Consider the following 23,875-nt stretch of genomic DNA (forward strand, 5'->3'; position numbering starts at 1 on the left):
GACCCGTCCGGTGCGGCGTGCTTAAAACCCGGCCCCGGCGCCTTCCGGCGCCCCACGGACAGAGGGTTCCCGGACCATGCGGATGATCGGGCAGGACAGCCTGAAGACCCGCCGCACCCTGACGGTGGACGGCAAGACCTATCACTACTTCAGCCTGCCCGAGGCGGCCAAGCACATCGCCCCCGCCGGCGCCGACCTCTCCCGCCTGCCCTTCAGCCTGAAGGTGCTGCTCGAGAACGTGCTGCGCTACGAGGACGGGCGCAGCTACACGGTGGAGGACGCGAAGGCGATCGCCGAATGGGTGGTGCAGGGCCGCTCCGAGAAGGAGGTACCCTTCCGCCCCGCCCGCATCCTGATGCAGGACTTCACAGGCGTGCCCGCGGTGGTGGACCTCGCGGCGATGCGCGACGGCATCATCCGCCTCGGCGGCGACCCGCGGAAGGTGAACCCGCTGGTGCCGGTGGACCTGGTCATCGACCACTCCGTCATGGTGGACGTCTTCGGCACGCCGGACGCGCTGAAGAGGAACGTGGACATCGAGTTCGAGCGCAACGGGGAGCGCTACGAGTTCCTGCGCTGGGGCCAGTCCGCCTTCGCCAATTTCCGCGTCGTGCCGCCCGGCACCGGCATCTGCCACCAGGTGAACCTGGAGTATCTCGCGCAGGTCGCCTGGACCTCGGCCGAGGCCGGGGAGACCTATGTCTACCCGGATTCCTGCTACGGCACCGACAGCCACACCACCATGGTCAACGGCCTCGGCGTGCTGGGCTGGGGTGTGGGCGGCATCGAGGCCGAGGCGGCGATGCTCGGCCAGCCCATCGCGATGCTGATCCCGGACGTGATCGGCTTCAAGCTCACCGGCAGGCTGCGCGAGGGCGTGACGGCGACCGACCTGGTGCTGACCGTCACCCAGATGCTGCGCAGGAAGGGCGTGGTCGGCAAGTTCGTCGAATTCTTCGGTGCCGGCCTCGACGACCTGCCGCTGGCCGACCGCGCCACCATCGGCAACATGGCGCCCGAATACGGCGCCACCTGCGGCTTCTTCCCGGTGGACGAGGTGACGCTCGACTACCTCCGCCTCACCGGGCGGGAGGAGCACCGCATCAACCTGGTGCGGGAATACTACCGGGCGCAGGGCATGTGGCGCGACAGCGGGGCGCCCGACCCGGTCTTCACCGACACGCTGGAACTCGACCTCTCCACGGTCGAGCCCTCCCTCGCCGGGCCGAAGCGCCCGCAGGACCGGGTGGCGCTCTCGAACGCCGCCGCCTCCTTCGCCAAGGACCTCGCCGCGGGCGCCATGGGCGTGCCGGGCGACGAGGCGGGGAAGCGGGTGCCGGTGGCCGGCGCCAATTACGACCTCGGCCACGGCGACGTGGTGATCGCCGCCATCACCTCCTGCACCAACACTTCCAACCCCTCGGTGATGCTCGCCGCCGGGCTGGTGGCGCGCAAGGCGCGGCAGAAGGGCCTCGCGCCCAAGCCCTGGGTGAAGACTTCCCTCGCCCCGGGCAGCCAGGTGGTCAGCGAGTACTACGCCAAGTCGGGCCTGCAGCAGGACCTGGACGCCATCGGCTTCAACACCGTGGGCTACGGCTGCACCACCTGCATCGGCAACAGCGGGCCGCTCGCCGAGCCGATCGTGGACGCGATCGAGAACAACAAGCTGGTCGCGGTCAGCGTGCTCTCCGGCAACCGCAACTTCGAGGGCCGCGTGCACCCGAACGTGCGCGCCAACTACTTGGCCTCCCCGCCGCTGGTCGTGGCCTACGCCCTCGCCGGCACCATCACGAAGGACCTGACGAGGGAGCCGATCGGCCAGGGGAAGGACGGCCAGCCGGTCTATCTGAAGGACATCTGGCCGACGCAGAAGGAGGTGTCGGACACCATCCACGCCGCGGTGACGCGGGAGATGTTCCAGTCCCGCTACGCCGACGTGTTCAAGGGCCCGCCGCAGTGGCAGGCGATCCGCGTCGAGGCGGACAGCGAGACCTACCGCTGGAACTCCGGCTCCACCTACGTGCAGAACCCGCCCTACTTCGAGGGCATGACGCTCGAGGTGAAGCCGGTGCAGTCGGTGCGCGGCGCGCGGGTGCTGGCGGTGCTGGGCGACTCCATCACCACCGACCACATCTCCCCCGCCGGCTCGATCCGGCGGAACTCCCCGGCGGGCGAGTACCTGCTGCAGCACCAGGTGCGGCAGGCCGACTTCAACAGCTACGGCGCCCGCCGCGGCAACCACGAGGTGATGATGCGGGGCACCTTCGCCAACATCCGCATCCGCAACGAGATGCTGCCGGGCACCGAGGGTGGCATCTCGAAGCACCATCCCTCGGGCGAGGTGGCGCCGATCTACGACATCGCCATGCGCTACAAGCGCGAGGGCGTGCCCCTGGTGGTGTTCGGCGGCAAGGAGTACGGCACCGGCTCCTCGCGCGACTGGGCGGCGAAGGGCACCTTCCTGCTCGGCGTGAAGGCGGTGATCGCCGAGAGCTTCGAGCGCATCCACCGCTCCAACCTCGTGGGCATGGGCGTGCTGCCGCTGACCTTCCTCGACGGGCAGGACCGCAAGAGCCTGCGCATCACCGGCGAGGAGGTGATCGACATCCTCGGCCTCGAGGAGCTGCGGCCGCGCATGCAGCTCGAGCTGGTGATCCACCGTCCGGATGGCGCGGTGGACCGCACCAAGGTGCTCTGCCGCGTGGATACCGCCGACGAGGTCGAGTACTACAAGAATGGCGGCATCCTGCACTACGTGCTGCGCGGCATGGCCCGCGCGCACTGACGCCAGCGGATGCGGAGGGGGGCGGCGGGCCGCGCCCCTACCCCTCCAGCCGGAGGTCGAGCGCCGCCTCCAGCCGGCGCGCGCCCTCCGGGCTCAGCGCCAGGCGGCGGCGGGCCAGCGGGTCCTCTCCCCGCGTCGCCATCCGGTAGACCCAGCCGCGGCGCAGGCAGCAGGCAGCGATCTCCCGCCCCAGCCCGCCGGCGAGGTGCGGCCGCCGCTCCGACCAGTCCATGCAGTCGCAGGCGAGGCGCCTGGCCCGCCGTGCCGCGGCGAGGTCCACGCCGAGCGCGGCGAGTCCCGCCTCTCCCTCCGCGCTCGTCTCCCACCCGCCTTCGGCCGGGCGGAGCCAGGCGCGCCCCGCGAGCGCGGCGTGCAGCGCCACACCGAGCCGCCCCGCCAGGTGGTCGTAGCAGAGCCGCGCGGCGCGGAACGCCTCGCCATGCGGCCAGGGGCGCCGCGGCGCCACCGAAAGGGTCAGGCCGCCCAGCATCTCCAGCGCCGCCGCGACCTCCTCCGAGGCCAGGCGGTGATAGCGGTGCCTTCCCTGGCGGTGCACCGCAACCAGCCCGCCCTCCGCCAGCCGCGCCAGATGCGCGCTCGCCGCCGAGGCGCCGATGCCGGCGATGCGCGCGAGTTCCCCCGCCGTCAGCGCCTCGCCTCCCAGCAGCGCCTGCAGCATGGCGGCGCGAGCGGGTTCGCCGAGCAGGGCGGCGGTGGCGGCGAAGGCGGCAGGGGTGGGCATGGCGGCGCGCTCCCGGCGGATCCGGCCGCCCAGCTTGCCACGGAGGGGCGGGGCATGCTTCGCCGCTGCGCGGAGCGGCGCCGGCCATGCCATGGCAGGCTGCCCGGGGAGGGATGCATGATCGCCGTGATCTTCGAGGTCGAGCCGGCCGAGGGCCAGCTCGACGCCTATCTGGACCACGCGGCGCGGCTGCGCGCCGAGCTGGAGACGATGCCGGGCTTCCTTTCGGTCGAGCGCTTCCGCAGCCTGGCCAACCCGGCGAAGCTGCTCTCCCTCTCCTTCTGGGAGGATGAGGAGGCGGTACGCCGCTGGCGCAACCACGCGGCGCACCGCGCCGCGCAGCGCGCGGGTCGGGACGGCGTGTTCGCCGGCTACCGGCTGCGCGTGGCCGCCGTGCTGCGCGACTACGGCCCCGCCGAGCGGCGGGAGCAGGTCCCGGCGGACAGCAACGCGGCGCACGCCGTGCCCTGAAGCGGATCCCGTTCAGGTGGACCCGCCCGAACGGGTGAAGAGGCTCGCACCATCAACGCGCCAGAGCAGTTTCCGGAGCGGTGGACCGGCCGCCGCATGAAGGAGGCGCGATCCGCCAAGGCGTATCGCGCAGGGCTGGCCGGCGCCCCCGATCGCTGCGACAAGGGCCGGGGCGGGCCATCCGCCGCGGGTCAGGGGCAGCAGGGGCAGGGGGATGAGCGCCGAGCAGATCGCGATCAGCGGCATCCTGGTCGCGACGATGCTGATGTTCCTCTGGGGGCGCTGGCGCCACGACATGGTGGCGCTCGGCGCGCTGCTCGCCTGCGTGCTGGCGGGGCTGGTGCCGGCCGCGGAGGCGTTCAGCGGCTTCGGCCACCCGGCGGTGATCACCGTCGCCGCGGTGCTGGTGCTGAGCCGGGCGCTGCAGACCTCGGGGGCGGTGGACGCGCTGGCGCAGCGCGTGCTGCCGCAGCGCGCCGGGCCGGGGCTGACGATCGCGGCGCTCACCCTGCTCGCCGCGGTGCTCTCGGCCTTCATGAACAATGTCGGCGCGCTGGCGCTGCTGATGCCGGTGGCGATCCAGCTCGCGGCGAAGCAGGAGGTGCCGGCGGGGCGGCTGCTGATGCCGCTTGCCTTCGGCTCCATCCTCGGCGGGATGACGACGCTGATCGGCACGCCGCCCAACCTGATCGTCGCCGGCTTCCGTGCCGAGGCGAAGGGCGAGGGCTTCGCCATGTTCGACTTCACCCCGGTCGGGCTGGCGGTGGCGGGGGCGGGCATCGCCTTCATCGCCCTGCTCGGCTGGCGGCTGGTGCCGGCGCGCGCGCGCGCCGACGCGGAGGGATTCGACGTCGGCGCCTACCTGACCGAGGCGCGGGTGCCCGAGGGGGCCAAGGCGGTCGGCATGCGCCTCCGGGAGGTGGAGGCGGCGATGGAGGAGGCCGGCGCCCAGGTGGTCGGCATCATCCGCGACGAGCGGCGGCTGCGCCTGGCGCGGCCGTGGCAGAAGGTGCGGGCGGGGGACATCCTGATGCTGGAGGCGGAGCCGGAGGGGCTCGCCTCCAGCCTGTCCGCCCTCGGCCTCGCGCTGGAGGAGGCGGTGCGGCCCGACCCCGAGGGGCAGGCGGAGCGGCAGACCCGTCGGGAGGGGGCGGAGGCGCCCGAGGGCGCGGAGGAGGTGGTGCTGCTGGAATATGCGGTGCTGCCCGGCTCGCCGCTGGCCGGCCGCTCCGCCTCCGATCTCCGCCTGCGCTCGCGCCTGGGCGTGAACCTGCTCGGCGTCTCGCGGCGGGGGCGGGTGGAGACGGCGCGGCTGCGCAGCATGGTGCTGCGGGAAGGCGACGTGCTGCTGATGCAGGGGCCGGCCGAGAGCCTCGCGGAATTCGCCGCCGAGTCGGGCTGCGTGCCGCTGGCGCCGCGGGAGCTGCGCCTGCCGGACCGGCGGCAGATCGCGCTTGCCTCGGCGATCATGCTGGGCGCCATCGCCGCCGCGGCCTTCGGCCTGGTGCCGGCGGCGGTGGCCTTCGCCGCCGGCGTGCTGGCGGCGATGGCGACGCGGCTGGTGCCGCCGCGCTCGGTCTATGGCGCGGTGGACTGGACGGTGGTGGTGCTGCTCGGGGCGCTGATCCCGGTCGCAGGCGCGATGGAGAGCACGGGCACCGCCGACCTTGCCGCCCGCACCCTGCTGGAGGGGGTGGCGGGGGGCGAGGCGGTGCTGGCGCTCGGGCTGATCCTGCTGGTGACGATGACGATCTCGGATTTCGTCAACAACGCCGCGACCGCGGCGGTGATGTGCCCGATCGCCGTCGGCACCGCGGCCGGGCTCGGCGCCAACCCTGACCCGTTCCTGATGGCGGTCGCGGTCGGCGCCTCCTGCGCCTTCCTGACCCCGATCGGGCACCAGAACAACACGCTGATCCTGGGGCCCGGCGGGTTCCGCTTCGGCGACTACTGGCGGCTTGGCCTGCCGCTCGAGCTGATCGTGCTTGTGGTGGCGGTGCCGGTGATCCTGCTGGTCTGGCCGCTGTGAGGGCGGCCCCGGCACCCCGCCGCCGTCAGGCGGCGGGCAGGCCGCGGCGCTCCTCGGCGCAGCCCCCGACCACGAAGCCGTAGAAATCCGGTCGCCGGCGCCGCCCGTCGGCGAGCACGAGGTCGATCGGCGCCACCGCGGGCTGGCGCAGCCCGTAGGCCTGGACCATCGGCCCCACCGGCACGAAGCGCACGCCGGTGGCGCGCAGCAGGCGCAGCAGGGTCGGCTCCATCAGCGCGCACCAGTGGGTGAGGCCGAGCTCGAGGCTGGCGCGCAGGATGCCCTGCATCAGGCCGAGGCGGACCAGCGGCTCCCACGCCCCGCCCATGGGCCGGCAGCGCTTGGAAAGGGCGAAGCGCGAGATCTCCCCGACAGTATGCATGGGCAGGTCGCGCAGGATGTCGGCATCGCAGTAGCGCAGCATCGGCAGCCCGCCGCTGGCCCCGAGGACCAGCCGCGCGGTCCCGACCAGTTCTCCGCTACGGCGGTGGCGGAGCAGCACGTGGCGCGAGCAGGGGTCGAACTCGTCCTGCTCCAGATCCTGGCCGGGCTGGCCGGGCAGGATGCCCCGTTCGAGGCAGAACACCTGATGGCGCAGCCGCTGCGCCTCCCGCACCGCTTCCTCCGTTTCCGCGAGTTCGACCGAAAGGTGGCGGGCGATCGCGAAGACCGCCTCGACGGCTTGAATATTCATTGGGTCCCATTCCCCCGCCCCGTTGAACACGAGATGGTTATCAGGAACCGGGTGCGATGAGAAAGAGAAAATCCGCTCGCGAGAGGCTATTCAACGAATGCGCTGACACTGTTCGGACTATGTCCGGCTTACTGGTTCTTTATGTGGCGACTTTGTGGCAAAGCATGACACTACTGGAAGGCTTGGTTGGTCCGAATTGATGAATGATGTTGTTAAGCAACGAAAGCTTCAGACCCGCCGGGATTGTCCAAGAGGGTGCGGAAAGGCAGGGTTAATTCATGAACCATGAATTTGTACGGGATTGTGATGAAGCCTCTGCTGTCCTGCTTGATCCTGGCTTTCATGGCGGATCGGGGCAGCTCGGCCGGTGTGGGGATGATTGCAGAAGGCATTGAAACGATAAAAGAATAATCCGCCTCGCCGCGTCGCCCAGAAGGCGTAGCAGGGCAGACTGTAAAGTTTTCCGACAGTCTGGGCCGCCAGAAGGCAGCGGGGCCAGGGCACGGGCGGTGCGCCGCGGGCGCCGCGACCGGGGGTTGCGCCGACCCTCCGGGCTACCGCGGCGCGGCGCTGTCGGAGTTCTTGACAACCAAACCGTGATCCCGATTCCGCAACAAGAATCGCCTTCCGAATCAATGGCTTGGGAATCTGGCACGGTCCCTGCATGGTGCTCCGTGGCGGGTCCCGTTCCCGCAGGCACAGAGGAGCAGGAGGACAGACATGCAGAGCTCCACCGGAGGGTGGCTGAGGAGAACCCTCTTCGCCGGCGCGGCGGCGCTGGCCGTGGCCGCGGCGCCCATCGCCGCCGAGGCCGCGCCCTACGCCTACGCCTCGAACCAGATCACCAATCTGACGGTCACCTACGCGGACGGATCGTCGATCCTCGCGCCTGGCGGGACCAATCTCGCTCAGGCGAATACGTCGATCAGCGGCTCCGCCTTCTTCACCGGTTTCGCTCCGGGGGGATCCTTCAACAGCGGTGTCGTCGGTGCTGCGCTTGAAATGCCTCAGGCCTTTTCCGGGCCAGGGCCTGCACCTGGGGAGAACACCTTCAATCCCGCGGGGGCGCCCGGCACTTTCATCGGCACACGGGCGGATGCCAACATTGGCGCCGGCACCGCGCAGACCGGCGTGGCGGTGAACAATGTAGTGGAGGGCTATGGCGTCGTCAGCGGCACTTCTGGCACCTCGACGGCGAACAACACCGCTACCATCACCTGGTCGGTGGTCGGCACGGGCCAGGGGCTGCTGGTCCAGTTCAATGACCTGATCCAGCTCATTGCCTCCACGGCCGTCGCTTTCGGTGAGAGCGCCACGGCCACCATTGCCAACACGCTGCAGCTCCGCAATGCCGCTGGCGTGCTGATCTTCGAGGCCGCTCCGGCCGAGATCAACCGGCAGGTCGGCTCGGGTGCCGGCGTGCCGCCCACCGCCTCGATCAACGAGACGCATTCGATCAGCATCCTCACCCCAGCTCTCGTTTCGGGGCAGAGCTACACCGTCTCGCTTACCTCGCAGGCGACGCAGAGCATCACTGTTGGTGTGCCCGAGCCGGCCACGCTGGCGCTGCTCGGTGCCGGGCTGCTCGGCCTCGCCGCCGTGCGCCGCCGCAAGGCCGCCTGAGCGCCCTGCGCGCCGCCCGCCGGGTCCTCCGGGCCCGGCGGGCCTTTCCTGCCTTCTCCTCCGCCACCCCCCTCATCCCGCGCAGCCCAGCAGCGGGCGGATCTGCCCGACGCGCCGCTCGATGATCGCGGCGCGCCGGCGAAGCTGCGGCCCCGGCGCGGCGGCCGACCAGTGCAGCGGCCGCGGCAGCACCGAGGCCAGCAGCGCCGCCTCCCGTGCCGAGAGCGCCGCGGCCGGCTTGCCGAAGAAGGCCCGCGCCGCCGCCTCGGCGCCGTAGATCCCCGGGCCGAACTCCACGATGTTGAGATACACCTCCAGCACCCGCCGCTTCGGCCAGAGCAGCGCGATCTGCGGCGTCAGCCAGGCCTCGGCCAGTTTCCGCACCGGGTCGCGCCCCGGCCACAGCAGCAGGTTCTTCGCCGTCTGCATGGTGATGGTGCTGGCCCCGCGCGGCCGCTCCCCCTCCCGCCACGCCTCGATCTGGCCGCGCAGCGCCGCGATGTCGAAGCCCAGCGCCTGCTCGCAGAACAGGTTGTCCTCGGCCGCGATCACCGCATGGGCAAGGGCGGGCGCGATCGCCTCGTAGGGCACCCATTGCCGCTCCAACCCGTGCCCTTCGGCGAGGCGGATCAGCATCAGCGGCGTCACCGGCGGGGGCACGAAGCGGAACAGCAGGATCAGCAGCGGCGGGCCGAGCAGCAGCACCAGCAGCCCGAGGCGCAGCAGCCGCATCGCCCGTCCCGTCAGCACGCGGGAAGGCGCGCCGGGAAGGCTTCGGAGGCGGCGCGGGCGGGGGCGGGGCGCATCCTGCACTCGTCCCCGCCCGCGCCGGCGGCGTCAAGCCGGGCGGAGACGGTTCAGGAGGCGGCGGCGCCCGCCACCCGCTCGGCCAAGCGACCGACCGATTCGGGGTTGACCAGGCCCGAGAGGTCGCCGACCTCGCCGCCGGTCCACACCGACCGCACCACGCGGCGCATGATCTTCATGCTGCGCGTCTTCGGCAGGTCCTCCACGAAGACCACGGCCTTGGGGCGGAAGGAGGTGCCGAGCCCGGCGGCGACGGCCTGCTTCAGCGCCTCCGCGACCTCCTCCGTCGCGGCGACGCCGCGCGCCGGCACGCAGACGCACACCACGGCCGAGCCCTTGACCGGGTCCGGCACGCCGATCGCCGCGGCCTCGGCCACCTTGCCGGTGGCGAGCAGCAGGGCCTCGATCTCGGCCGGGCCGGTGCGCTTGCCGGCGATCTTGATGGTGTCGTCCGAACGGCCGTGGATGAACCAGTCGCCGTCCTCGTCCACCGAGGCGAAGTCGCCCTGCACCCAGAGGCCGGGAATCCGCGACCAGTAGCTCTCGATGTAGCGCGCGGGGTCGCGCCACAGGCCGCGGGTCAGCCCGATCGAGGGCATGGTCAGGGCAAGCTCCCCGACCCTGCCGCGCGGCAGGGGGTTGCCGTCGTCGTCCACGACCGCCGCGCCCATCCCCGGGATCGGGCCGGCGAAGCCGCAGGGCTTCACCTCCGGCCGCAGGACGTTGCCGGCGAGGATGCCGCCGCCGATCTCCGTGCCGCCGGAATAGTTCAGGATCGGCGCGCGACCGCCGCAGACCTTGCTGCGGAACCAGGTCCAGGCCTCCGGCGTCCAGGGCTCTCCGGTCGAGGCGGTGACGCGCAGCGAGGACAGGTCGTAGCCCTCCACCACCTCCGGGGGCTGCTGCATGAAGGCGCGCACCATGGTCGGGGCCACGCCGAGGAAGCTGATCCGGTGGTCCTGCACCAGCCGCCAGAGGCGGCCGGGCTCCGGATAATCCGGCGTGCCCTCGGCGAGCAGCAGGGTGGCGCCGACGAGGGGCGTCGCCACGGCCAGGATCGGGCCGGTCAGCCAGCCGAGGTCGCTCATCCACAGCAGGCGGTCGGTGGGCCGCAGGTCGAGGATCAGCCCGAAGTCGAGCGCCGCCTTGGTCATGAAGCCGCAATGGGTATGCACCGTCCCCTTGGGCCTGCCGCTGGTGCCCGAGGTGTAGACGAGCATCGCCGGCGTCTCGGCCGGAAGCTCGGCCGGGGGGGCCGGCTGCCCGCGGGCGAGGAGATCGTGCCAGCCGATCCGGCCCGCCTCCACCGCCGCGCCGGGGTCGCGCGGGACGAGCACCACATGGCGCAGCGTCGGCACCTCGGCGGCGGCGGCGGCGATCACCGCCGCCATCTCCACCTTCCGGCCGCGGCGCCAGGTGTGGTCGGCGGTGACGACCGCGACCGCCCCGGCATCCGCCAAGCGCTCGGCGACGGCCTGCGGCCCGAAGCCGGAGAACATCGGCAGCGCGATCGCGCCGATGCTGACGATGGCCAGGAAGGCGGCGATGGCCTCGGGGACGGAGGGCATGAACAGGCCGACCACCTCGCCCCGGCGGATGCCGAGCGATGTCAGCCCGCCCGCCGCCCGCGAGACCGTCGCGGCGAGGTCCGCATAGGTCAGCGACCGCCGGCTGCCATCCTCCCCTTCCCAGAGAATGGCCGGCTTCTCCGCATGGCCGTTGGCGATGGTGCGGTCGAGGCAGTTCCAGGCGAGGTTGGTGGTGCCGCCGACGCACCACTCGGCCCATTCCGGCCCCTTCGAGAGGTCGAGCAGCCGCTCATAGGGCCTGAAGAAGCGGAGGCCGTGGAACTCCATCACCGCCGCCCAGAACCACTCGGGCTCCCGGGCGGCGCGCGCCACCAGGCTGTCGTAGTCCGGGATGCCGTGGAGGCGCAGGAAGCGCTCCAGCGGCGGCGTACCGGTCTCGCTCATGCGACTGCCTCCCTTCCGGTGCCCGGCATGGCGGTCAGGCGCGGCCGAGCGCGCAGCCGCCCTCGGCCATGGGCCGGAAGGCCTGCTCGCCGGGCGTGGTGCGCAGCAGCCTGTAGTAGTCCCACGGGCCGCGGGACTCCTGCGGCGACTTGACCTCGAAGAGATAGGCCGGGTGCAGCTTCCGGCCGTCGGGGCGGATGGTGCCGGCGCCGAAGGCGTCGTCGTCGCAGGGCATGGCCTTCATGCGGCTGACCGTTTCGCTTCCCGAGGCCTTGGCGGCGGCGACGCCGAGATCCCCGACCGCCTTGAGGTAGTGAAGCACCGCGCCGTAGCAGCCGGCCTGCGCCATGGTCGGCGCCTCCAGGCCGAAATTGCCCTTCACGCGGGCGGTGAAGGCGCGCGTGCGGTCGTTGAGATCCCAGTAGAAGGTCTCGGTCAGGACCAGGCCCTGCGCCGCCTCGAGGCCGAGCCCGTGCACCTCGGAGATGAACATCACCAGGGCGGCGAGCCTCTGGCCGCGCCGCGTCAGGCCGAACTCGGCGGCCTGCTTGGTGACGTTGATGAGGTCGCCGCCCCCGGCGCCGACGCCGATCACCTTCGCCCGGCTGGCCTGCGCGCGCAGCAGGAAGGCGGAGAAGTCGGTGGTGCCGGGGAAGGGGAAGCGCACCGAGCCCAGCACGCGCCCTCCGGCGGACTGGATGAAGCGCGTCGCCTCGGCCTCCATCGAATGGCCGAAGGCGTAGTCGGCGGTGATGAAGAACCAGGTGTCGCCGCCTGCCGCGACCATGGCCGCGCCGGTCGAATTGGCGAGCATCCAGGTGTCGTAGGTCCAGTGCACCGTGTTGGGGCTGCACTGCCCGCCCGTGAGCTCCGCCGTGCCGGGCGTGGAGGCGAGGAGCACCTTGTTCTTCTCCCGCACCACCCCGGCCACCGCCAGGGCGACGGAGCTGGTCGGAACGTCCACGATCGCGTCCACCCCCTCGCGGTCGATCCACTGCCGGACGATGCTGGAGGCGACGTCGGGCTTGTTCTGATGGTCGGCGGCGAGGACCTCCACGCGGAAGCCACGCTCGCCGAAATCCTGCACCGCCTGGCGCGTGGCGGCGACCGATCCCGGCCCGGCGATGTCGCGGAAGACCCCGCTCAGGTCGGACAGCACGCCGAGCCTGATCGTGTTCGCGCCCTGGGCGCGGGCGCGGCCCACCCCGGCGGCGGTCGCTGCGGCCAGCGCCGCGCCGGCCTGGAAGAAGCAGCGTCGGGTGAATGTCATGGCGGTTCCTCCCTCTCGTTGCGGGACGTGGATGCGGTTCAGGGGCCGGCGCCGCGCACCATCGCGCGGAGGCGGAATTTCTGGATCTTGCCGCTCGGCGTCCGCGGCAGCTCCGTCACGATCTCCAGCCGCTCCGGCATGTACTGCCGGGCCATGCGCTGCGCCTCGAGATGCGCGATCATGTCGGCGAAGGAGAAGGAGGCGCCCTCCCGCAGCCGCACGAAGGCGCAGGCCCGCTCGCCGAGCCGCTCGTCGGGGTAGCCGACGATCGCGACCTCCGCGACCGCGGGGTGGCGGAACAGCAGGTTCTCGATCTCGACGACGGGGATGTTCTCGCCGCCGCGGATGATGATGTCCTTGGTCCGGCCGGCGATGCGGATGTAGCCGTCCTCGTCCATGCGCGCGAGGTCGCCGGTGTCGAACCAGCCCTCCGCATCGGTGGTGTCGAGGTCCGGCCGCTTCAGGTAGCCCACGAAATTGGAGCAGCCGCGCACCTGCAGCCGCCCCTCCTCGCCGGCAGCGACGGGGCGGCCCTCGGCGTCCACCACGCGCAGCTCCATCCCCGGCAGGGGGCAGCCATCGGTCGCGATGGCCTTCTCCTCCGGGTCGTCCGGCCGCGTCGTGGTGACCGCCCCGTTCTCCGACATGCCCCAGGCGGAGACGATGGCGGCGCCAAGCGTCTGGCGCGCCTTCGCCACCAGCGCGCGCGGGATGGGCGCGCCGGCTGAGACGAAGACGCGCAGGCTCGGCGTGCCCTGGCCGGTGCGCGCGACATGCTCGGTCAGGTCGTTGAGGAAGGGCGTGGCGCCCATGGTGAAGGTGGCGCCTTCCGCGCGGATCTGGCGCGCCATCTCCTCCGGCGCGAAGATGTCCTGGAGCACCGCGGTGGCGCCGAGCATCACCGGCAGCATGAGGCCGTACATGAAGCCGAGCTGGTGGGCGAGCGGCGAGGGCATGTGGATCACGTCCTCCTCGCCGAGGCCGAGGCGCCCGGCGAAGGGGGCGAGGTTCGAAAGCAGGGTGTTGGAAGTGTGCATCACCCCCTTCGGCTCGCCGGTCGTCCCGCTGGTGTAGAGGAGCTGGATCACGTCGTCCGGCCCGGCGCCCTGGCCCCGGAGCGAGGCCCGCCCCTGCTCGCCGGCCCGCGGGGCGAGCAGCGCCCCGAACGCCGTCTCCCCCTCGCCGCCGGCGACGAAGACGTGGCGCAGCGCCGGCAGGCGGCCGCGCAGGCCCGCCACCATCGCCGGGTAGTCGAAGCCGCGGAAGCGCGCCGGCACCACCAGCACCCTGGTCTCGGCAAGGTCCAGCATGAAGCCGAGCTCGCGTTCGCGGAAGATGACCATCAGCGGGTTGCTGACGGCGCCGATCTTCAGGCAGGCGAGGTGGAGGACGGAGAACTCCCACCAGTTGGGAAGCTGGAAGGACACCACCTCGCCGCGCGCGACGCCGCATTCGCGCAGCGACAGCGCCACCAGATCCGAGAGCCGGTCGAGCGCGCGGTAGCTGAGCCGCGTCTCCTCGCCGGTCTCGGAACGGCGAGCGACGATCGCCGCCTTCTCGGGCGTCCGCGCGACGGCGCGCGCCAGATGGTCGAGCAGGGTCTCGTCCCGCCAGTGGCCCGCCGCCCGCATCGCCTCCCGCCGCGCCGGCAGGCGGTTTGGCTCGAACGCCATGTCCTTGCTCCTCCCCGTCTCCGTTGGCCTCTTACGCCCGGTCCCGCCCCGCATACTGCACCGCGGCCCTGCCCGCGCGCTCGCGCGCCACGATCAGCTTCATGATCTGCGCCGTGCCGTCGCCGATCTCGAGGCCCATCACGTCCCGCAGCCGCTGCTGGTGCGGCAGGTCGAGCGACCAGCCGTAATGGCCGTGCGTCAGCAGGCACTGGTGGATGACATCCACCGCCGTCTTCGGTCCCAGCCACTTGCACATGGCGGCCTCGGCGGTGTGCGGCGCGCCCTCGTCGCGCAGGCGCAGCGTGTGGTAGCAGAGCTGCCGCACCGCGGCGATCAGCCCCTCTCCCTCCGCCAGCGGGAAGGTGACGCCCTGATACTGCGCGATCGGCGCGCCGAAGGCCTGGCGCTCCTGCACATAGGCCCAGGTCTCGTCCAGCGAGGCCTGCGCGGCGGCGCAGCACTGCAGCCCGATCAGCGCCCGGCTGTAGTCGAAGCCCTGCATCACCTGCGCGAAGCCCGCCCCCTCCTCGGCCAGGCGGTTCTCCGTCGGGATGCGCACCGCGTCGAAGAAGATCGAGCCGCGGCCGATCGCATGGCTGCCGAGATCCTTGAACCGCGTGGTGGTGATGCCGGGCGCGTCCATCGGCACCAGGAAGGCGGAGACGCCGCGCGCCCCGCTCCCGGCCGGGCCGGTGCGGGCGAAGACCACCGCCGCATCGGCCTGGTCGGCCATGCTGATCGAGGATTTCTCGCCGTTCAGCACGTAGGAGGCGCCGTCGCGGCGGGCGGACAGCGCCAGGCTCGCCGCGTCCGACCCGCCGCGCGGCTCGGTGAGCGCGATGCAGACCAGCGCCTCTCCCGAGACGATGCGCGGGATCCAGCGCCCGGCCAGCTCGGGCGCGCCGTGCCGGGCGATGATCTGCCCGTTGAGCGAGGCGAGCAGCGGCACGTAGGCGAGGTTGATGTCGCCATGGGCCACCGCCTCGATCGCCAGCCCCGCGGTGACGCTCGGCGCGCCGAGGCCGCCATGGCGCTCGGGCAGGTCGGCGCCGATCAGGCCGAGCGCGCCCATCTCCCGCACCAGCGCGCGGTCCACCCGGCCCTCGCGCTCGCGCGCCATGTAGCCGGGCGCGATCCGCTCGCGGGCGAAGCGCCGCGCCGTGTCCTGGAAGGCGCGCTGGTCCTCGGTCAGCCCGGCCGTCATGGCGGCACCTACTTCTGGTACTTGCGGAAGTCGGGCTTCCGCTTCTCGTTGAAGGCGCGCACGCCCTCCTGGCTCTCCTCGCTGGCGTAGTACATGGTCAGCGCCTGCATCCCCATGCCGCTGATGCCGCGGATGCTGTCCGTGTCGGCGTTGAAGCTGCGCTTGGCGATGGCGATGGCGGTCGGGCTCTTCTCCAGGATCTCGGCGCACCAGCGCGCCACCTCGGCGTCGAGCTGGTCATGCGGCACCACGGCGTTGACCAGGCCCATGGCCAGCGCCTCGGCGGCGGTGTAGCGGCGGCAGAGATACCAGATCTCGCGCGCCTTCTTCTCGCCGACGATGCGCGCGAGGTAGGCGGTGCCGAAGCCGGGATCCACCGAGCCGACCTTGGGGCCGACCTGGCCGAACTGCGCCTTCTCGGAGGCGATGGTGAGGTCGCAGAGCGTCGCCAGCACGTTGCCGCCGCCGATCGCGTAGCCCTGCACCCGCGCGATCACAGGCTTCGGCACCTCGCGGATGATGGACTGCAGCTCCTCCACCGGCAGGCCGATGATGCCGCGCCCGTCGTAATTGCCGTCATGCGCCGACTGGTCGCCGCCGGTGCAGAAGGCCCGGTCGCCGGTGCCGGTCAGCACGATCACGCCGATCGCCTTGTCCCAGCCGGCGCGGTTGAAGGCGTGGATCAGCTCCTCGCAGGTGCGGCCGCGGAAGGCGTTCATCACCTTCGGGCGGTTGATGGCGATGGTGGCGACGCCATCCCTGGCATCGAACAGGATGTCCTCGTACTGCATGGCCCGATCTCCTCATCCCACCATGGTCAGGCCGCCGGACACGCTGAGCACCTGCCCGGTGACGAAGGCGGCGTCGTCGGAGGCGAAGAACAGGATGGCGCCGGGCAGGTCCTCGGGCTCGCCGATGCGGCCCATGGGGACGGCGCGGCGGAACGCCTCCTGCAGCTTCTCGGGATTGCCGGCGCCCTTCTTGTACTCGGCGAAGAGGGCGGTGTTGGTGGCGCCGGGGCAGACGACGTTGACGGTGATGCCGTCGCGCGCATGTTCGCGCGCCAGCGTCTTGGAGAAGCCGACCAGCCCCGCCTTGCAGGCGGCATAGACCGCCTCGCCGGAGGAGCCGACGCGCGCGGCGTCGGAGGCGATGTTGACGATGCGCCCCGCCCTGCGCGCGACCATGCCGGGCAGCACCGCATGGGTCAGGTTCAGCGCGCCGACCAGATTGATGGCGATCAGCTTCTGCCATTCCTCTGGCATGCTGTCCTTGAACAGGCGGAACACGTCCCAGCCGGCGTTGTTCACCAGCACGTCCACGGGCCCGAGCGCCTCCTCGACGGCGGCGACGGTCCGCCGGACGGCGGCATGGTCGGTGATGTCGCAGGCGAAGGCCCGCGCCGTGCCACCGGCGCCCGCGATGGAGGCCACGGTGCGCTCTGCCGCCGCCGCGTTGATGTCGAGGACCGCGACCCTCGCGCCCTCCTCGGCGAAGCGTCGGCAGGTCGCCCCGCCGATGCCGCCGCCGCCGCCGGTGACGATGACGACCTTGTTCCTGAGACCGCGCATGAGCCCTCCTGCGGCACGGCGCCCTTCTGACCGACCGGCTCGCTGGCCGACCGAATATAGCAATGGTATGATGCATCTGCGCAGATATGGCAAGACATTGATGGATCACTCGGCAAGGCTACATGCTCAAGAAGTCGCGACGGGCCGCGAGGACCACCTCCTCCGGTTCGACATCGCCAACCGCCTGTTCCTGCGGCTCTATCAGGCCTCGAATCTCATGCACAAAACCGGCACCCGGGCGGTCGCCCGCTTCGGTGCGACCACCCAGCAATGGGCCGTGCTCGGCGCCCTCTCGCGGCCGGCGGTGCGCGAGAAGGGCATGACGGTGAAGGCGCTGATCGCCTTCCTGATGGTCAGCCGCCAGAACCTCACCGCGGTGCTGGACCGGCTGGAGGGGGCGGGCCTGGTCGAGCGGATCCGCGCTGCGGGGGCCGATGGCCGCCTCCGCCACGTCCGGCTGACGCCGGAGGGCGCCCGGATCTGGTCCGAGATGCTGGTCAGCATCCGCGGCTACTATGAGGAGGCGCTGGCGGACTTCTCCACCGAGGAGTGCGTGCTGCTGTTCCGCCTGCTCGACAGGTTGCGGGACAGCCTCGGCCGCATGGCCGGGCCGGAGGGCGAGTGAGGCCGCCGCGGCGGCTTCGCGGAGGCAAGGGAGGACAGGCGATGCGTGCGGCGGTGCTGGACCACTACGGCGAGGACGCGCCAAGCGTCCGCGACTTCCCCGATCCCGAACCCGCGCCGGGCGAGGCGCTGGTGCGGCTGCGCGCCGCGGCGCTGAACCATGTGGACCTCTACATGCGCGGCGGCGGCCAGGGCATCACCCACCGCCTGCCGCTGGTGCTCGGCGTGGACGGCGCCGGAGAGGTGGTCTCGGCGCCGGATGGGAGCGGCCTCTCCCCCGGCGACCGCGTGCTGCTCTACCCCGCCGCCTTCTGCGGCCGCTGCCCGGAATGCCAGCGCGGCGAGCAGCCCCTCTGCGCGCGGGTGCGCATTGCGGGCGAGCACCGCCACGGCACCTTCGCCGAGCTGATCGCCATGCCCGCCGCCTGCTGGCTGCCGATTCCGGCCGGGATCGGCTTCGAGGAGGCGGCGGCGCTGCCCGTCGCCTACCTGACCGCTTGGCGGATGCTGTTCGGCTGGGACCGGCCGCTCGGCCCCGGGCAGACGGTGCTGGTGGTGGGCGCCGGCGGCGGCGTCGCCAGCGCCTGCGTGCAGCTCGCCCATCTCGCCGGGGCGCGGGTGCTGGCCACCTCCTCCTCGCCGGAGAAGCTGGCCCATGCCGCCGCCCTCGGCGCCGCGGTGACGATCGACTACCGCACCGAGGACGTGCCGAAGCGCGTGCTGGCGGAGACCGGCGGCGCCGGGGTGGACCTCGTGGTGGACAATGTCGGGGCCGCCACCTGGGGGCAGTCGCTCCGCGCGGTGCGGCGCGGCGGGCGCGTCGTCACCTGCGGCGCCACCACCGGCGGCGACCCGCCGGCGGAGCTGCAGCGCCTGTTCATCCGCCAGATCCAGATCCAGGGCTCGACCATGGGCAGCCTGGAGGAGTTCCGCCGCCTCCTGGCCGTGGTGGCGGCCGGCCGCCTGCGTCCCGCCATCGAGCGGGTCTTCACGCTGGAGGAGGTGCCGGCGGCGCTGGCCCATCTCGCCGCCGGGGCGCAGCGCGGCAAGCTGGTGCTGCGGATCGGCTGACCGGCGGCCGGGGCGGGCCGCGCCCGCCCCGGCGCGGCGGCATCGCCTACCGGAACACCGGCATCGCGTCGTCCGGCGGCAGGTCGGGCAGCGGCACGTCGATGATGACCGTGCTCGGATCCACCTTCGGGCCGCGGTCGAGGAAGTAGGTCACGCTCTCCGGCCACATCAGCACGATCGCGACCAGCACCAGTTGCAGGCACAGCCAGGGGATGGCGCCGAGATAGATGTCCTTGGTCAGCACCTCCTTCGGCGCGATGCCGCGCAGGTAGAACAGCGCGAAGCCGAAGGGCGGGTGCATGAAGCTGGTCTGCATGTTCACTCCGACCAGCACCCCGAACCACACCAAGTCGATCCCGAGCTTGGCCGCCACCGGGGCGAGCAGCGGGATGACGATGAAGGCGATCTCGAAGAAGTCGAGGAAGAAGGCGAGCAGGAAGATGAACACCTGGGTGAAGACCAGGAAGCCCATCGCCCCGCCCGGAAGCTGGGTCAGCAGGTGCTCGATCCAGATGCTGCCGTCCACCCCCTGGAACACCAGGGCGAACACCGTGGCGCCGATCAGGATGAAGATCACCATGGAGGTGATGCGCATGGTGTTGGCCATGGCCTGGCGCAGCAGGGCGTAGGTGAAGCGCCGGTTCAGCACCGCAAGCAGGGTCGCGCCGACCACGCCCATCGCCCCCGCCTCGGTCGGCGTGGCGAGGCCGAGGAAGATCGTGCCGAGCACCATGAAGATCAGCACGATCGAGGGCACCATGCCCCGGATCACCCGCCACCACAGCGACCAGCCGCGCGGCACCAGCGCCTCCGGCGGCAGGGGCGGCACCTTGTGCGGCGCCACCAAGCTGACCACGGCGATGAAGGAGAGGAACAGCAGCACCTGCATCGCCGCCGGGCCGATCGCGCCGGCATACATCTCGCCCACCGAGCGGCCGAGCTGGTCGCCGAGCACGATCAGCACCAGCGAGGGCGGGATGATCTGGGTGATGGTGCCCGAGGCGGCGATCACGCCGGTGGCGATGCGCAGGTCGTAGCCGTAGCGCATCATGATCGGCAGGCTGATCATGCCCATCGCGATCACGCTCGCGGCCACCGTACCGGTGATGGCGCCGAGCACCGCGCCGACCAGGATCACCGCATAGGCGAGGCCACCGGGGATCTTGCCGAAGAGCTGCCCGGTGCCCTCCAGCAGGTCCTCGGCGAGGCCGCAGCGCTCCAGGATCGCCCCCATCAGGGTGAAGAAGGGGATCGCCAGCAGCAGGTCGTTCGACAGGATGCCGAAGATGCGCAGCGGCAGGTTGCCGAGATAGGCCTCGGTGAAGAAGCCGAGCTCGATCGAGATGAAGCCAAAGAACAGCCCCACGGCGGCGAGGCTGAAGGCGACCGGAAAGCCGATCAGCAGGAACAGGACGAGCCCGCCGAACATCAGCGGGGGCATGATCTCGATGTTCATGGGGCGGGCGCGTCGGATCCGGGCGGGGGAGGGGTCGGCAAGGGCGGCGTCATTGGTCGGGGCGCTGGTACTCGACCACCGCCTCGCCCTCCGGCTGCAGGCCCCGCAGCAGGGCGATGCGCTTGATCAGCTCCGAGACGCCCTGCAGCGCGAGCAGGGTGAAGCCGAGCGGCATCAGCAGCTTCACCGGCCAGCGCAGCAGCCCGCCGGCGTTCGGCGAGCCCTCGCCGCGCTGGAAGCTGTCCCAGAAGAAGGGCCAGGTCATCCAGACGAGCAGGCCGATCGCCGGCAGCATGAAGAAGACGAAGCCGAACACGTCCACCCAGAGACGCCTGCGCTCCGAAAGCATGCCGTAGACCAGGTCCACCCGGACATGGCCGTTGCGGTTCAGCGTCCAGGAGGCGCCGAGCATCACCACGCCGGCGAACAGGTACCACTGCGCCTCCAGCCAGGCGTTGGAGGAGTAGGAGAAGCCGTAGCGGATGAAGGCGTTGCTGGCGCTGACCGCGCAGGCGAACAGCACCATCCACTCCGCGACGCGGCCGAATTGCGCGTTCACCCCGTCCACGAAGCGGCTGAAGGCAAGCAGGGCACGCATGCCAAGCGAACTCCCGGGCCGTCGGCCCCGCGCGTCACGGAACAGGGCGCGGTCGCGGCTGCGCCTCCTTCCCGTTCCGCATGGCGGCCGGTTACAGCATGGCCGCCGCCGCCGCGCCAGAGCCTTTTCGGGCGGGGGATGCGGCGGGAACAAGGCCGGAAAGCCCGCGCCGCCGCCGGAGCAGGCACTTCCCCCTCGTCGCCATGGCCGCGGGGGGATAGTCTGCCGCCCGTGCGCGTCACGTCCTTGCCGCCGTGCTGACGGCGCTCGCCAGCCTTGTCGGACTGCTCGTCCTCCTCGCCGCAGCCGCCGTGCCGCTCGGGCGGCGGCGGCAGGGCGGGGCGGTGGTGCATGGCGCCTGCCTCGCCGCCGCGGCGCTACTCGCCCTGCTCGCCGCCGCGGCGCTGGCCGTGGGGCCGCCGGAGGCGCCGCTGCGCCTGCCCCTCGGCCCTCCCTGGAGCCGGATGGTGCTGGCGCTCGACGGGCTCTCGGCCTGGTTCCTGCTGCTGCTGGGCCTCTCGGGGGCCGCCGCCTCGCTCTTCGCGCTCGGCCACCCGCCGGGGCCGGCGCGCACCCTGCCGCCCTATCCGCTCTTCCTCGCCGGCATGGCGCTGACCCTGCTGGCGGCGGACGCCTTCACGCTGCTGTTCGGCTTCGAGCTGATGTCGCTCGCCTCCTGGGCGCTGGTCGCGGCGGAACACCAGCGGGCGGAGAGCCGGCGGGCGGCGCGGCTCTACCTGGTCTTCGCCGCCTTCTCCGCCCTCTGCCTGATCCCGGCCTTCGGGCTGCTCGCCGGCCCGACCGGGGCGCTGGAATTCGCCACCCTGCGCACCCTGCCGCCCGAGGGGGCGCGGGGGGCGGCGGTGCTGGCGCTGGCGCTGCTCGGCGCCGGGGCGAAGGCGGGGCTGGTGCCGCTGCACGCCTGGCTGCCGCTGGCCCACCCGGCGGCGCCGAGCCACGTCTCGGCGCTGATGTCGGGGGTGATGACCAAGGTGGCGCTCTACGTGCTGGCGCGGCTGGTGCTGGACCTGTGCGGGCCGGCGCAGCCCTCCTGGTGGGGGCTGCCGCTGCTGGCGCTCGGCGCCGCCTCGGCGCTGCTCGGCGCGCTGCGGGCGGCGCTGGAGGAGGACGCGAAGGCCCTGCTCGCCTGCTCCACCATCGAGAATGTCGGCCTCATCACCATCGGGCTCGGGCTGGCGCTGGTGTTCCGCGGCGCCGATCTCGCCGCCCTCGCCGCGCTGGCGCTTTCGGCCGCGCTGCTGCACGCGCTGAACCATGGCGTGTTCAAGACCCTGCTGTTCCTCGCCGCGGGGGCGGTGGCGCATGCCGCCGGAAGCCGCGCCCTCGGGCGGCTCGGCGGGCTGGTCCACGCCATGCCCGTCACCGCCGCCTGCGCGCTGGTCGGCGCGCTCGCCGCCGCCGCGCTGCCGCCGCTCTCCGGCTTCGCCGGGGAGTGGCTGCTGCTGCAGGCGCTGATCGCAGGCTGGCGCGTGGCGGACATCGCCTTCCAGGTGGCGATCGCCGCCACCCTCGCCCTCGCCGCCATGGCCGCGGCGCTGGCCGCCGCCGCGATGGTGCGGCTGTTCGGCGTGGCCTTCCTCGGCCGGCCGCGCACGCCGCGCGGCGCCGGCGCGCACGAGGTCTCGGCGCCGGAGCGCTGGGCGATGATCCTGCCCGCCGGCCTCACCGTGCTGCTCGGCCTGTTCCCGGCGCCGGTGCTGCGCCTCGCGGAACCCGCCATCGCCGCGCTGGCCGGGCCGGTGGCGCTGGCGCCGGCGCGCGGCCTCTCGCTCTGGGCCGGGGACGGGGCCACGGCCTACCTGCCGCTGGTCGCCGCGGCGCTGCTGGCGCTGGCCGGGGCGGCGCTGGCCTTCGCGGTGCGCCGCCGCTCCCCCCTGCCGGCCGCGCGGGGGCCCGCCTGGGATTGCGGCTTCATCGCCCCCCCCGCCCACCTGCCCTTCGGCGACCCGCTGACCCAGCCGGGGCCGGCCGGCATCGCCCAGCCGCTGCGGCGCATGCTGGGGGAGGCGCTGCTCCGCGCCCGCGAGCGGGTGGACATGCCCGAGCCCGGCGAGACCCGTCCCGCCCGCCATGCCGCGGGCTTCCGCGACCCGTCCCTGCCGCTGCTGCTCGCCCCCGCCGCCTGGCTGCGGGAGAGGCTGGCGGATCAGGGGGAGCGGCTGCGCCACCTCACCATCCGGCGCTGGCTCTCCCTTTCCTTCGCCACGCTGGTGGCGCTGCTGGCCCTGCTCGCCTGGCTGGAGGCGCGGTGATGGCGCTGCTCGGCGCGGTGCTGGCGCAGCTTCTCCACCTCGCGCTGCTGCTCGCCGCGGCGCCGCTGGTGGTGGGGGGCACGCGGTGGATGAAGGCGCGGCTGACGGGACGGCGCGGCCCTTCGCCGCTGCAGCCCTTCCGCGACCTCGACAAGCTGCTGCGCAAGCGCCCGCTGCTGGCGGAGAACGCTTCCTGGATCTCAGAATGGGCGCCCCATGCCGCGCTGGCGGCGACGATCCTGGCCGCGGCGCTGGTGCCGAGCTTCGCGCGCGGCATGGTGCTGGCGCCGGCGGCGGATCTGGTGCTGCTGGCGGGGCTGCTGGCGATCGCGCGCGTCGCGCTGGCGCTGGCGGGGATGGATGTCGGCACCGCCTTCGGCGGCCTCGGCGCGGCGCGGGAGATGAGCTTTTCCGCCTTCGCCGAGCCGGCGCTGATCCTCTGCGTGCTGGTCCTCGCCATCCTGGCGGGGACGACGAACCTGGACGTGATCGCCGCCACCATGCGCGAAGGCCAGCTCGGCCTGCGCGTCTCGCTCGCCCTGGCGCTGCTGGCGCTGGCCGCCGTGGCGGTGGCGGAGAATGCCCGCATCCCGGTGGACAACCCGGCGACGCATCTGGAGCTGACCATGGTGCACGAGGCGATGCTGCTGGAATCCTCCGGCCGCCACCTGGCGCTGTGGGAATACCAGTCGGCGCTGCGGCTGACGCTGTGGCTGGCGCTGCTGGCGGCGGTGTTCCTGCCCTTCGGCACCGCGCCGGCCGGGGCGGGGCCGCTCGCCTGGGTGCTCGGCCTGCTGGCCTGGGTGGCGAAGATCGGCGCGCTGGCGGCGGTGCTAGCGGCGTTCGAGAGCGCGATCGCCAAGATGCGGGTCTTCCGCGTGCCCGAATTCCTCGGCGCCGCGCTGCTGTTGGCGCTGATGGCCGCGGCCCTGCTGTTCGTGAGCACGGGGCTGGCATGACACGACGCTCCACCATGCGGCGCGCGACCCGGTGGCGCGCCGAGGGCGCGAA

19 protein-coding genes are annotated in these 23,875 nt (G+C 72.4%); 8 read left to right on the forward strand and 11 right to left on the reverse strand.

The genetic code is table 11. The features are described from left to right. Positions 1-76: 76 nt before the first annotated feature. Entirely contained in the window at positions 77-2,785 is a 2,709-nt protein-coding gene (gene acnA, locus ET526_RS12305) for an aconitate hydratase AcnA (RefSeq protein ID WP_135468003.1), read from the forward strand. Between the two features lie 37 nt (positions 2,786-2,822). Here the strand turns inward: acnA and ET526_RS22405 are convergent, their stop codons facing one another. Then, positions 2,823-3,527: an ArsR/SmtB family transcription factor gene (locus tag ET526_RS22405; protein ID WP_135468004.1), complete on the reverse strand. Its 705-nt coding sequence runs from the start codon at positions 3,525-3,527 to the stop codon at positions 2,823-2,825. Between the two features lie 117 nt (positions 3,528-3,644). Here ET526_RS22405 and ET526_RS12315 point away from each other — a divergent pair, with 117 nt between their 5' ends. Then, entirely contained in the window at positions 3,645-3,998 is a 354-nt protein-coding gene (locus ET526_RS12315; protein WP_135468005.1) for an antibiotic biosynthesis monooxygenase family protein, read from the forward strand. 214 nt (positions 3,999-4,212) lie between these two features. Beyond that, entirely contained in the window at positions 4,213-6,027 is a 1,815-nt protein-coding gene (locus ET526_RS12320; RefSeq protein ID WP_135468006.1) for an SLC13 family permease, read from the forward strand. Between the two features lie 25 nt (positions 6,028-6,052). On the opposite strand, the gene ET526_RS12325 is transcribed toward ET526_RS12320, so the two are convergent. Then, positions 6,053-6,721: a GNAT family N-acyltransferase gene (locus ET526_RS12325; protein WP_135468007.1), complete on the reverse strand. Its 669-nt coding sequence runs from the start codon at positions 6,719-6,721 to the stop codon at positions 6,053-6,055. Between the two features lie 720 nt (positions 6,722-7,441). Between ET526_RS12325 and ET526_RS12330 the strand changes: the two genes are divergently transcribed. Further along, a complete protein-coding gene (locus tag ET526_RS12330; protein ID WP_135468008.1) occupies positions 7,442-8,344 on the forward strand; it encodes an EDSAP-1 family PEP-CTERM protein in 903 nt (300 codons plus the stop codon). A 72-nt stretch (positions 8,345-8,416) separates the two neighbouring features. Here the strand turns inward: ET526_RS12330 and mtgA are convergent, their stop codons facing one another. The 7 genes from mtgA to ET526_RS12365 all read right to left on the reverse strand — a co-directional run bounded on the left by mtgA (position 8,417) and on the right by ET526_RS12365 (position 16,842). Continuing rightward, the gene (gene mtgA, locus ET526_RS12335) at positions 8,417-9,076 is read right to left on the reverse strand and encodes a monofunctional biosynthetic peptidoglycan transglycosylase (protein ID WP_135468009.1); all 660 of its coding nucleotides are present in this window, start codon (positions 9,074-9,076) and stop codon (positions 8,417-8,419) included. Between the two features lie 125 nt (positions 9,077-9,201). After that, positions 9,202-11,124 (reverse strand): AMP-binding protein, encoded by a 1,923-nt coding sequence (locus ET526_RS12340; protein ID WP_135468010.1) that lies wholly within the window; start codon positions 11,122-11,124, stop codon positions 9,202-9,204. A gap of 34 nt (positions 11,125-11,158) precedes the next feature. Then, positions 11,159-12,394 (reverse strand): ABC transporter substrate-binding protein, encoded by a 1,236-nt coding sequence (locus ET526_RS12345; RefSeq protein ID WP_135468011.1) that lies wholly within the window; start codon positions 12,392-12,394, stop codon positions 11,159-11,161. Positions 12,395-12,432: 38 nt separating this feature from the next. Further along, the gene (gene aliA / locus ET526_RS12350; RefSeq protein WP_135468012.1) at positions 12,433-14,067 is read right to left on the reverse strand and encodes a cyclohexanecarboxylate-CoA ligase; all 1,635 of its coding nucleotides are present in this window, start codon (positions 14,065-14,067) and stop codon (positions 12,433-12,435) included. 31 nt (positions 14,068-14,098) lie between these two features. Then, positions 14,099-15,271: a cyclohexanecarboxyl-CoA dehydrogenase gene (gene aliB / locus ET526_RS12355; protein WP_135468013.1), complete on the reverse strand. Its 1,173-nt coding sequence runs from the start codon at positions 15,269-15,271 to the stop codon at positions 14,099-14,101. An 8-nt stretch (positions 15,272-15,279) separates the two neighbouring features. Continuing rightward, positions 15,280-16,062 carry a 2-ketocyclohexanecarboxyl-CoA hydrolase gene (gene badI / locus ET526_RS12360; protein ID WP_135468014.1) on the reverse strand — a complete coding sequence of 261 codons (783 nt, stop codon included), beginning with the start codon at positions 16,060-16,062 and terminating at the stop codon, positions 15,280-15,282. Positions 16,063-16,074: 12 nt separating this feature from the next. Further along, positions 16,075-16,842 carry an SDR family NAD(P)-dependent oxidoreductase gene (locus ET526_RS12365; RefSeq protein WP_135468015.1) on the reverse strand — a complete coding sequence of 256 codons (768 nt, stop codon included), beginning with the start codon at positions 16,840-16,842 and terminating at the stop codon, positions 16,075-16,077. A gap of 100 nt (positions 16,843-16,942) precedes the next feature. Between ET526_RS12365 and ET526_RS12370 the strand changes: the two genes are divergently transcribed. Beyond that, positions 16,943-17,467, forward strand: coding sequence for a MarR family transcriptional regulator (locus ET526_RS12370; RefSeq protein WP_135468016.1), 525 nt, complete (start codon positions 16,943-16,945; stop codon positions 17,465-17,467). Positions 17,468-17,508: 41 nt separating this feature from the next. Beyond that, positions 17,509-18,537, forward strand: coding sequence for a zinc-binding dehydrogenase (locus ET526_RS12375; RefSeq protein ID WP_135468017.1), 1,029 nt, complete (start codon positions 17,509-17,511; stop codon positions 18,535-18,537). A gap of 46 nt (positions 18,538-18,583) precedes the next feature. On the opposite strand, the gene ET526_RS12380 is transcribed toward ET526_RS12375, so the two are convergent. Together ET526_RS12380 and ET526_RS12385 are read right to left on the reverse strand one after the other, a co-directional pair. Further along, positions 18,584-19,993, reverse strand: a complete 1,410-nt coding sequence (locus ET526_RS12380; RefSeq protein ID WP_135468018.1) for a TRAP transporter large permease — start codon at positions 19,991-19,993, stop codon at positions 18,584-18,586. 49 nt (positions 19,994-20,042) lie between these two features. Continuing rightward, a complete protein-coding gene (locus tag ET526_RS12385) occupies positions 20,043-20,591 on the reverse strand; it encodes a TRAP transporter small permease subunit (RefSeq protein WP_135468019.1) in 549 nt (182 codons plus the stop codon). Between the two features lie 254 nt (positions 20,592-20,845). Here ET526_RS12385 and ET526_RS12390 point away from each other — a divergent pair, with 254 nt between their 5' ends. Then, positions 20,846-22,864, forward strand: a complete 2,019-nt coding sequence (locus ET526_RS12390) for a proton-conducting transporter transmembrane domain-containing protein (RefSeq protein ID WP_135468020.1) — start codon at positions 20,846-20,848, stop codon at positions 22,862-22,864. After that, positions 22,864-23,823 (forward strand): respiratory chain complex I subunit 1 family protein, encoded by a 960-nt coding sequence (locus ET526_RS12395; RefSeq protein ID WP_135468021.1) that lies wholly within the window; start codon positions 22,864-22,866, stop codon positions 23,821-23,823. The genes ET526_RS12390 and ET526_RS12395 overlap by 1 nt, the downstream gene beginning before the upstream one ends. The last annotated feature ends 52 nt before the right edge of the window (positions 23,824-23,875 follow it).

Source organism: Crenalkalicoccus roseus (assembly GCF_004761865.1).
Taxonomy (GTDB): domain Bacteria; phylum Pseudomonadota; class Alphaproteobacteria; order Acetobacterales; family Acetobacteraceae; genus Crenalkalicoccus; species Crenalkalicoccus roseus.

What these genes read in the sequence shown, in the direction of transcription:
- acnA (WP_135468003.1), top strand. Translation starts at nt 77, where the DNA reads ATGCGGATGATCGGGCAGGACAGCCTGAAGACCCGCCGCACCCTGACG.
- ET526_RS22405 (WP_135468004.1), bottom strand. Translation starts at nt 3,527, where the DNA reads ATGCCCACCCCTGCCGCCTTCGCCGCCACCGCCGCCCTGCTCGGCGAA.
- ET526_RS12315 (WP_135468005.1), top strand. Translation starts at nt 3,645, where the DNA reads ATGATCGCCGTGATCTTCGAGGTCGAGCCGGCCGAGGGCCAGCTCGAC.
- ET526_RS12320 (WP_135468006.1), top strand. Translation starts at nt 4,213, where the DNA reads ATGAGCGCCGAGCAGATCGCGATCAGCGGCATCCTGGTCGCGACGATG.
- ET526_RS12325 (WP_135468007.1), bottom strand. Translation starts at nt 6,721, where the DNA reads ATGAATATTCAAGCCGTCGAGGCGGTCTTCGCGATCGCCCGCCACCTT.
- ET526_RS12330 (WP_135468008.1), top strand. Translation starts at nt 7,442, where the DNA reads ATGCAGAGCTCCACCGGAGGGTGGCTGAGGAGAACCCTCTTCGCCGGC.
- mtgA (WP_135468009.1), bottom strand. Translation starts at nt 9,076, where the DNA reads ATGCGGCTGCTGCGCCTCGGGCTGCTGGTGCTGCTGCTCGGCCCGCCG.
- ET526_RS12340 (WP_135468010.1), bottom strand. Translation starts at nt 11,124, where the DNA reads ATGAGCGAGACCGGTACGCCGCCGCTGGAGCGCTTCCTGCGCCTCCAC.
- ET526_RS12345 (WP_135468011.1), bottom strand. Translation starts at nt 12,394, where the DNA reads ATGACATTCACCCGACGCTGCTTCTTCCAGGCCGGCGCGGCGCTGGCC.
- aliA (WP_135468012.1), bottom strand. Translation starts at nt 14,067, where the DNA reads ATGGCGTTCGAGCCAAACCGCCTGCCGGCGCGGCGGGAGGCGATGCGG.
- aliB (WP_135468013.1), bottom strand. Translation starts at nt 15,271, where the DNA reads ATGACGGCCGGGCTGACCGAGGACCAGCGCGCCTTCCAGGACACGGCG.
- badI (WP_135468014.1), bottom strand. Translation starts at nt 16,062, where the DNA reads ATGCAGTACGAGGACATCCTGTTCGATGCCAGGGATGGCGTCGCCACC.
- ET526_RS12365 (WP_135468015.1), bottom strand. Translation starts at nt 16,842, where the DNA reads ATGCGCGGTCTCAGGAACAAGGTCGTCATCGTCACCGGCGGCGGCGGC.
- ET526_RS12370 (WP_135468016.1), top strand. Translation starts at nt 16,943, where the DNA reads ATGGATCACTCGGCAAGGCTACATGCTCAAGAAGTCGCGACGGGCCGC.
- ET526_RS12375 (WP_135468017.1), top strand. Translation starts at nt 17,509, where the DNA reads ATGCGTGCGGCGGTGCTGGACCACTACGGCGAGGACGCGCCAAGCGTC.
- ET526_RS12380 (WP_135468018.1), bottom strand. Translation starts at nt 19,993, where the DNA reads ATGAACATCGAGATCATGCCCCCGCTGATGTTCGGCGGGCTCGTCCTG.
- ET526_RS12385 (WP_135468019.1), bottom strand. Translation starts at nt 20,591, where the DNA reads ATGCGTGCCCTGCTTGCCTTCAGCCGCTTCGTGGACGGGGTGAACGCG.
- ET526_RS12395 (WP_135468021.1), top strand. Translation starts at nt 22,864, where the DNA reads ATGGCGCTGCTCGGCGCGGTGCTGGCGCAGCTTCTCCACCTCGCGCTG.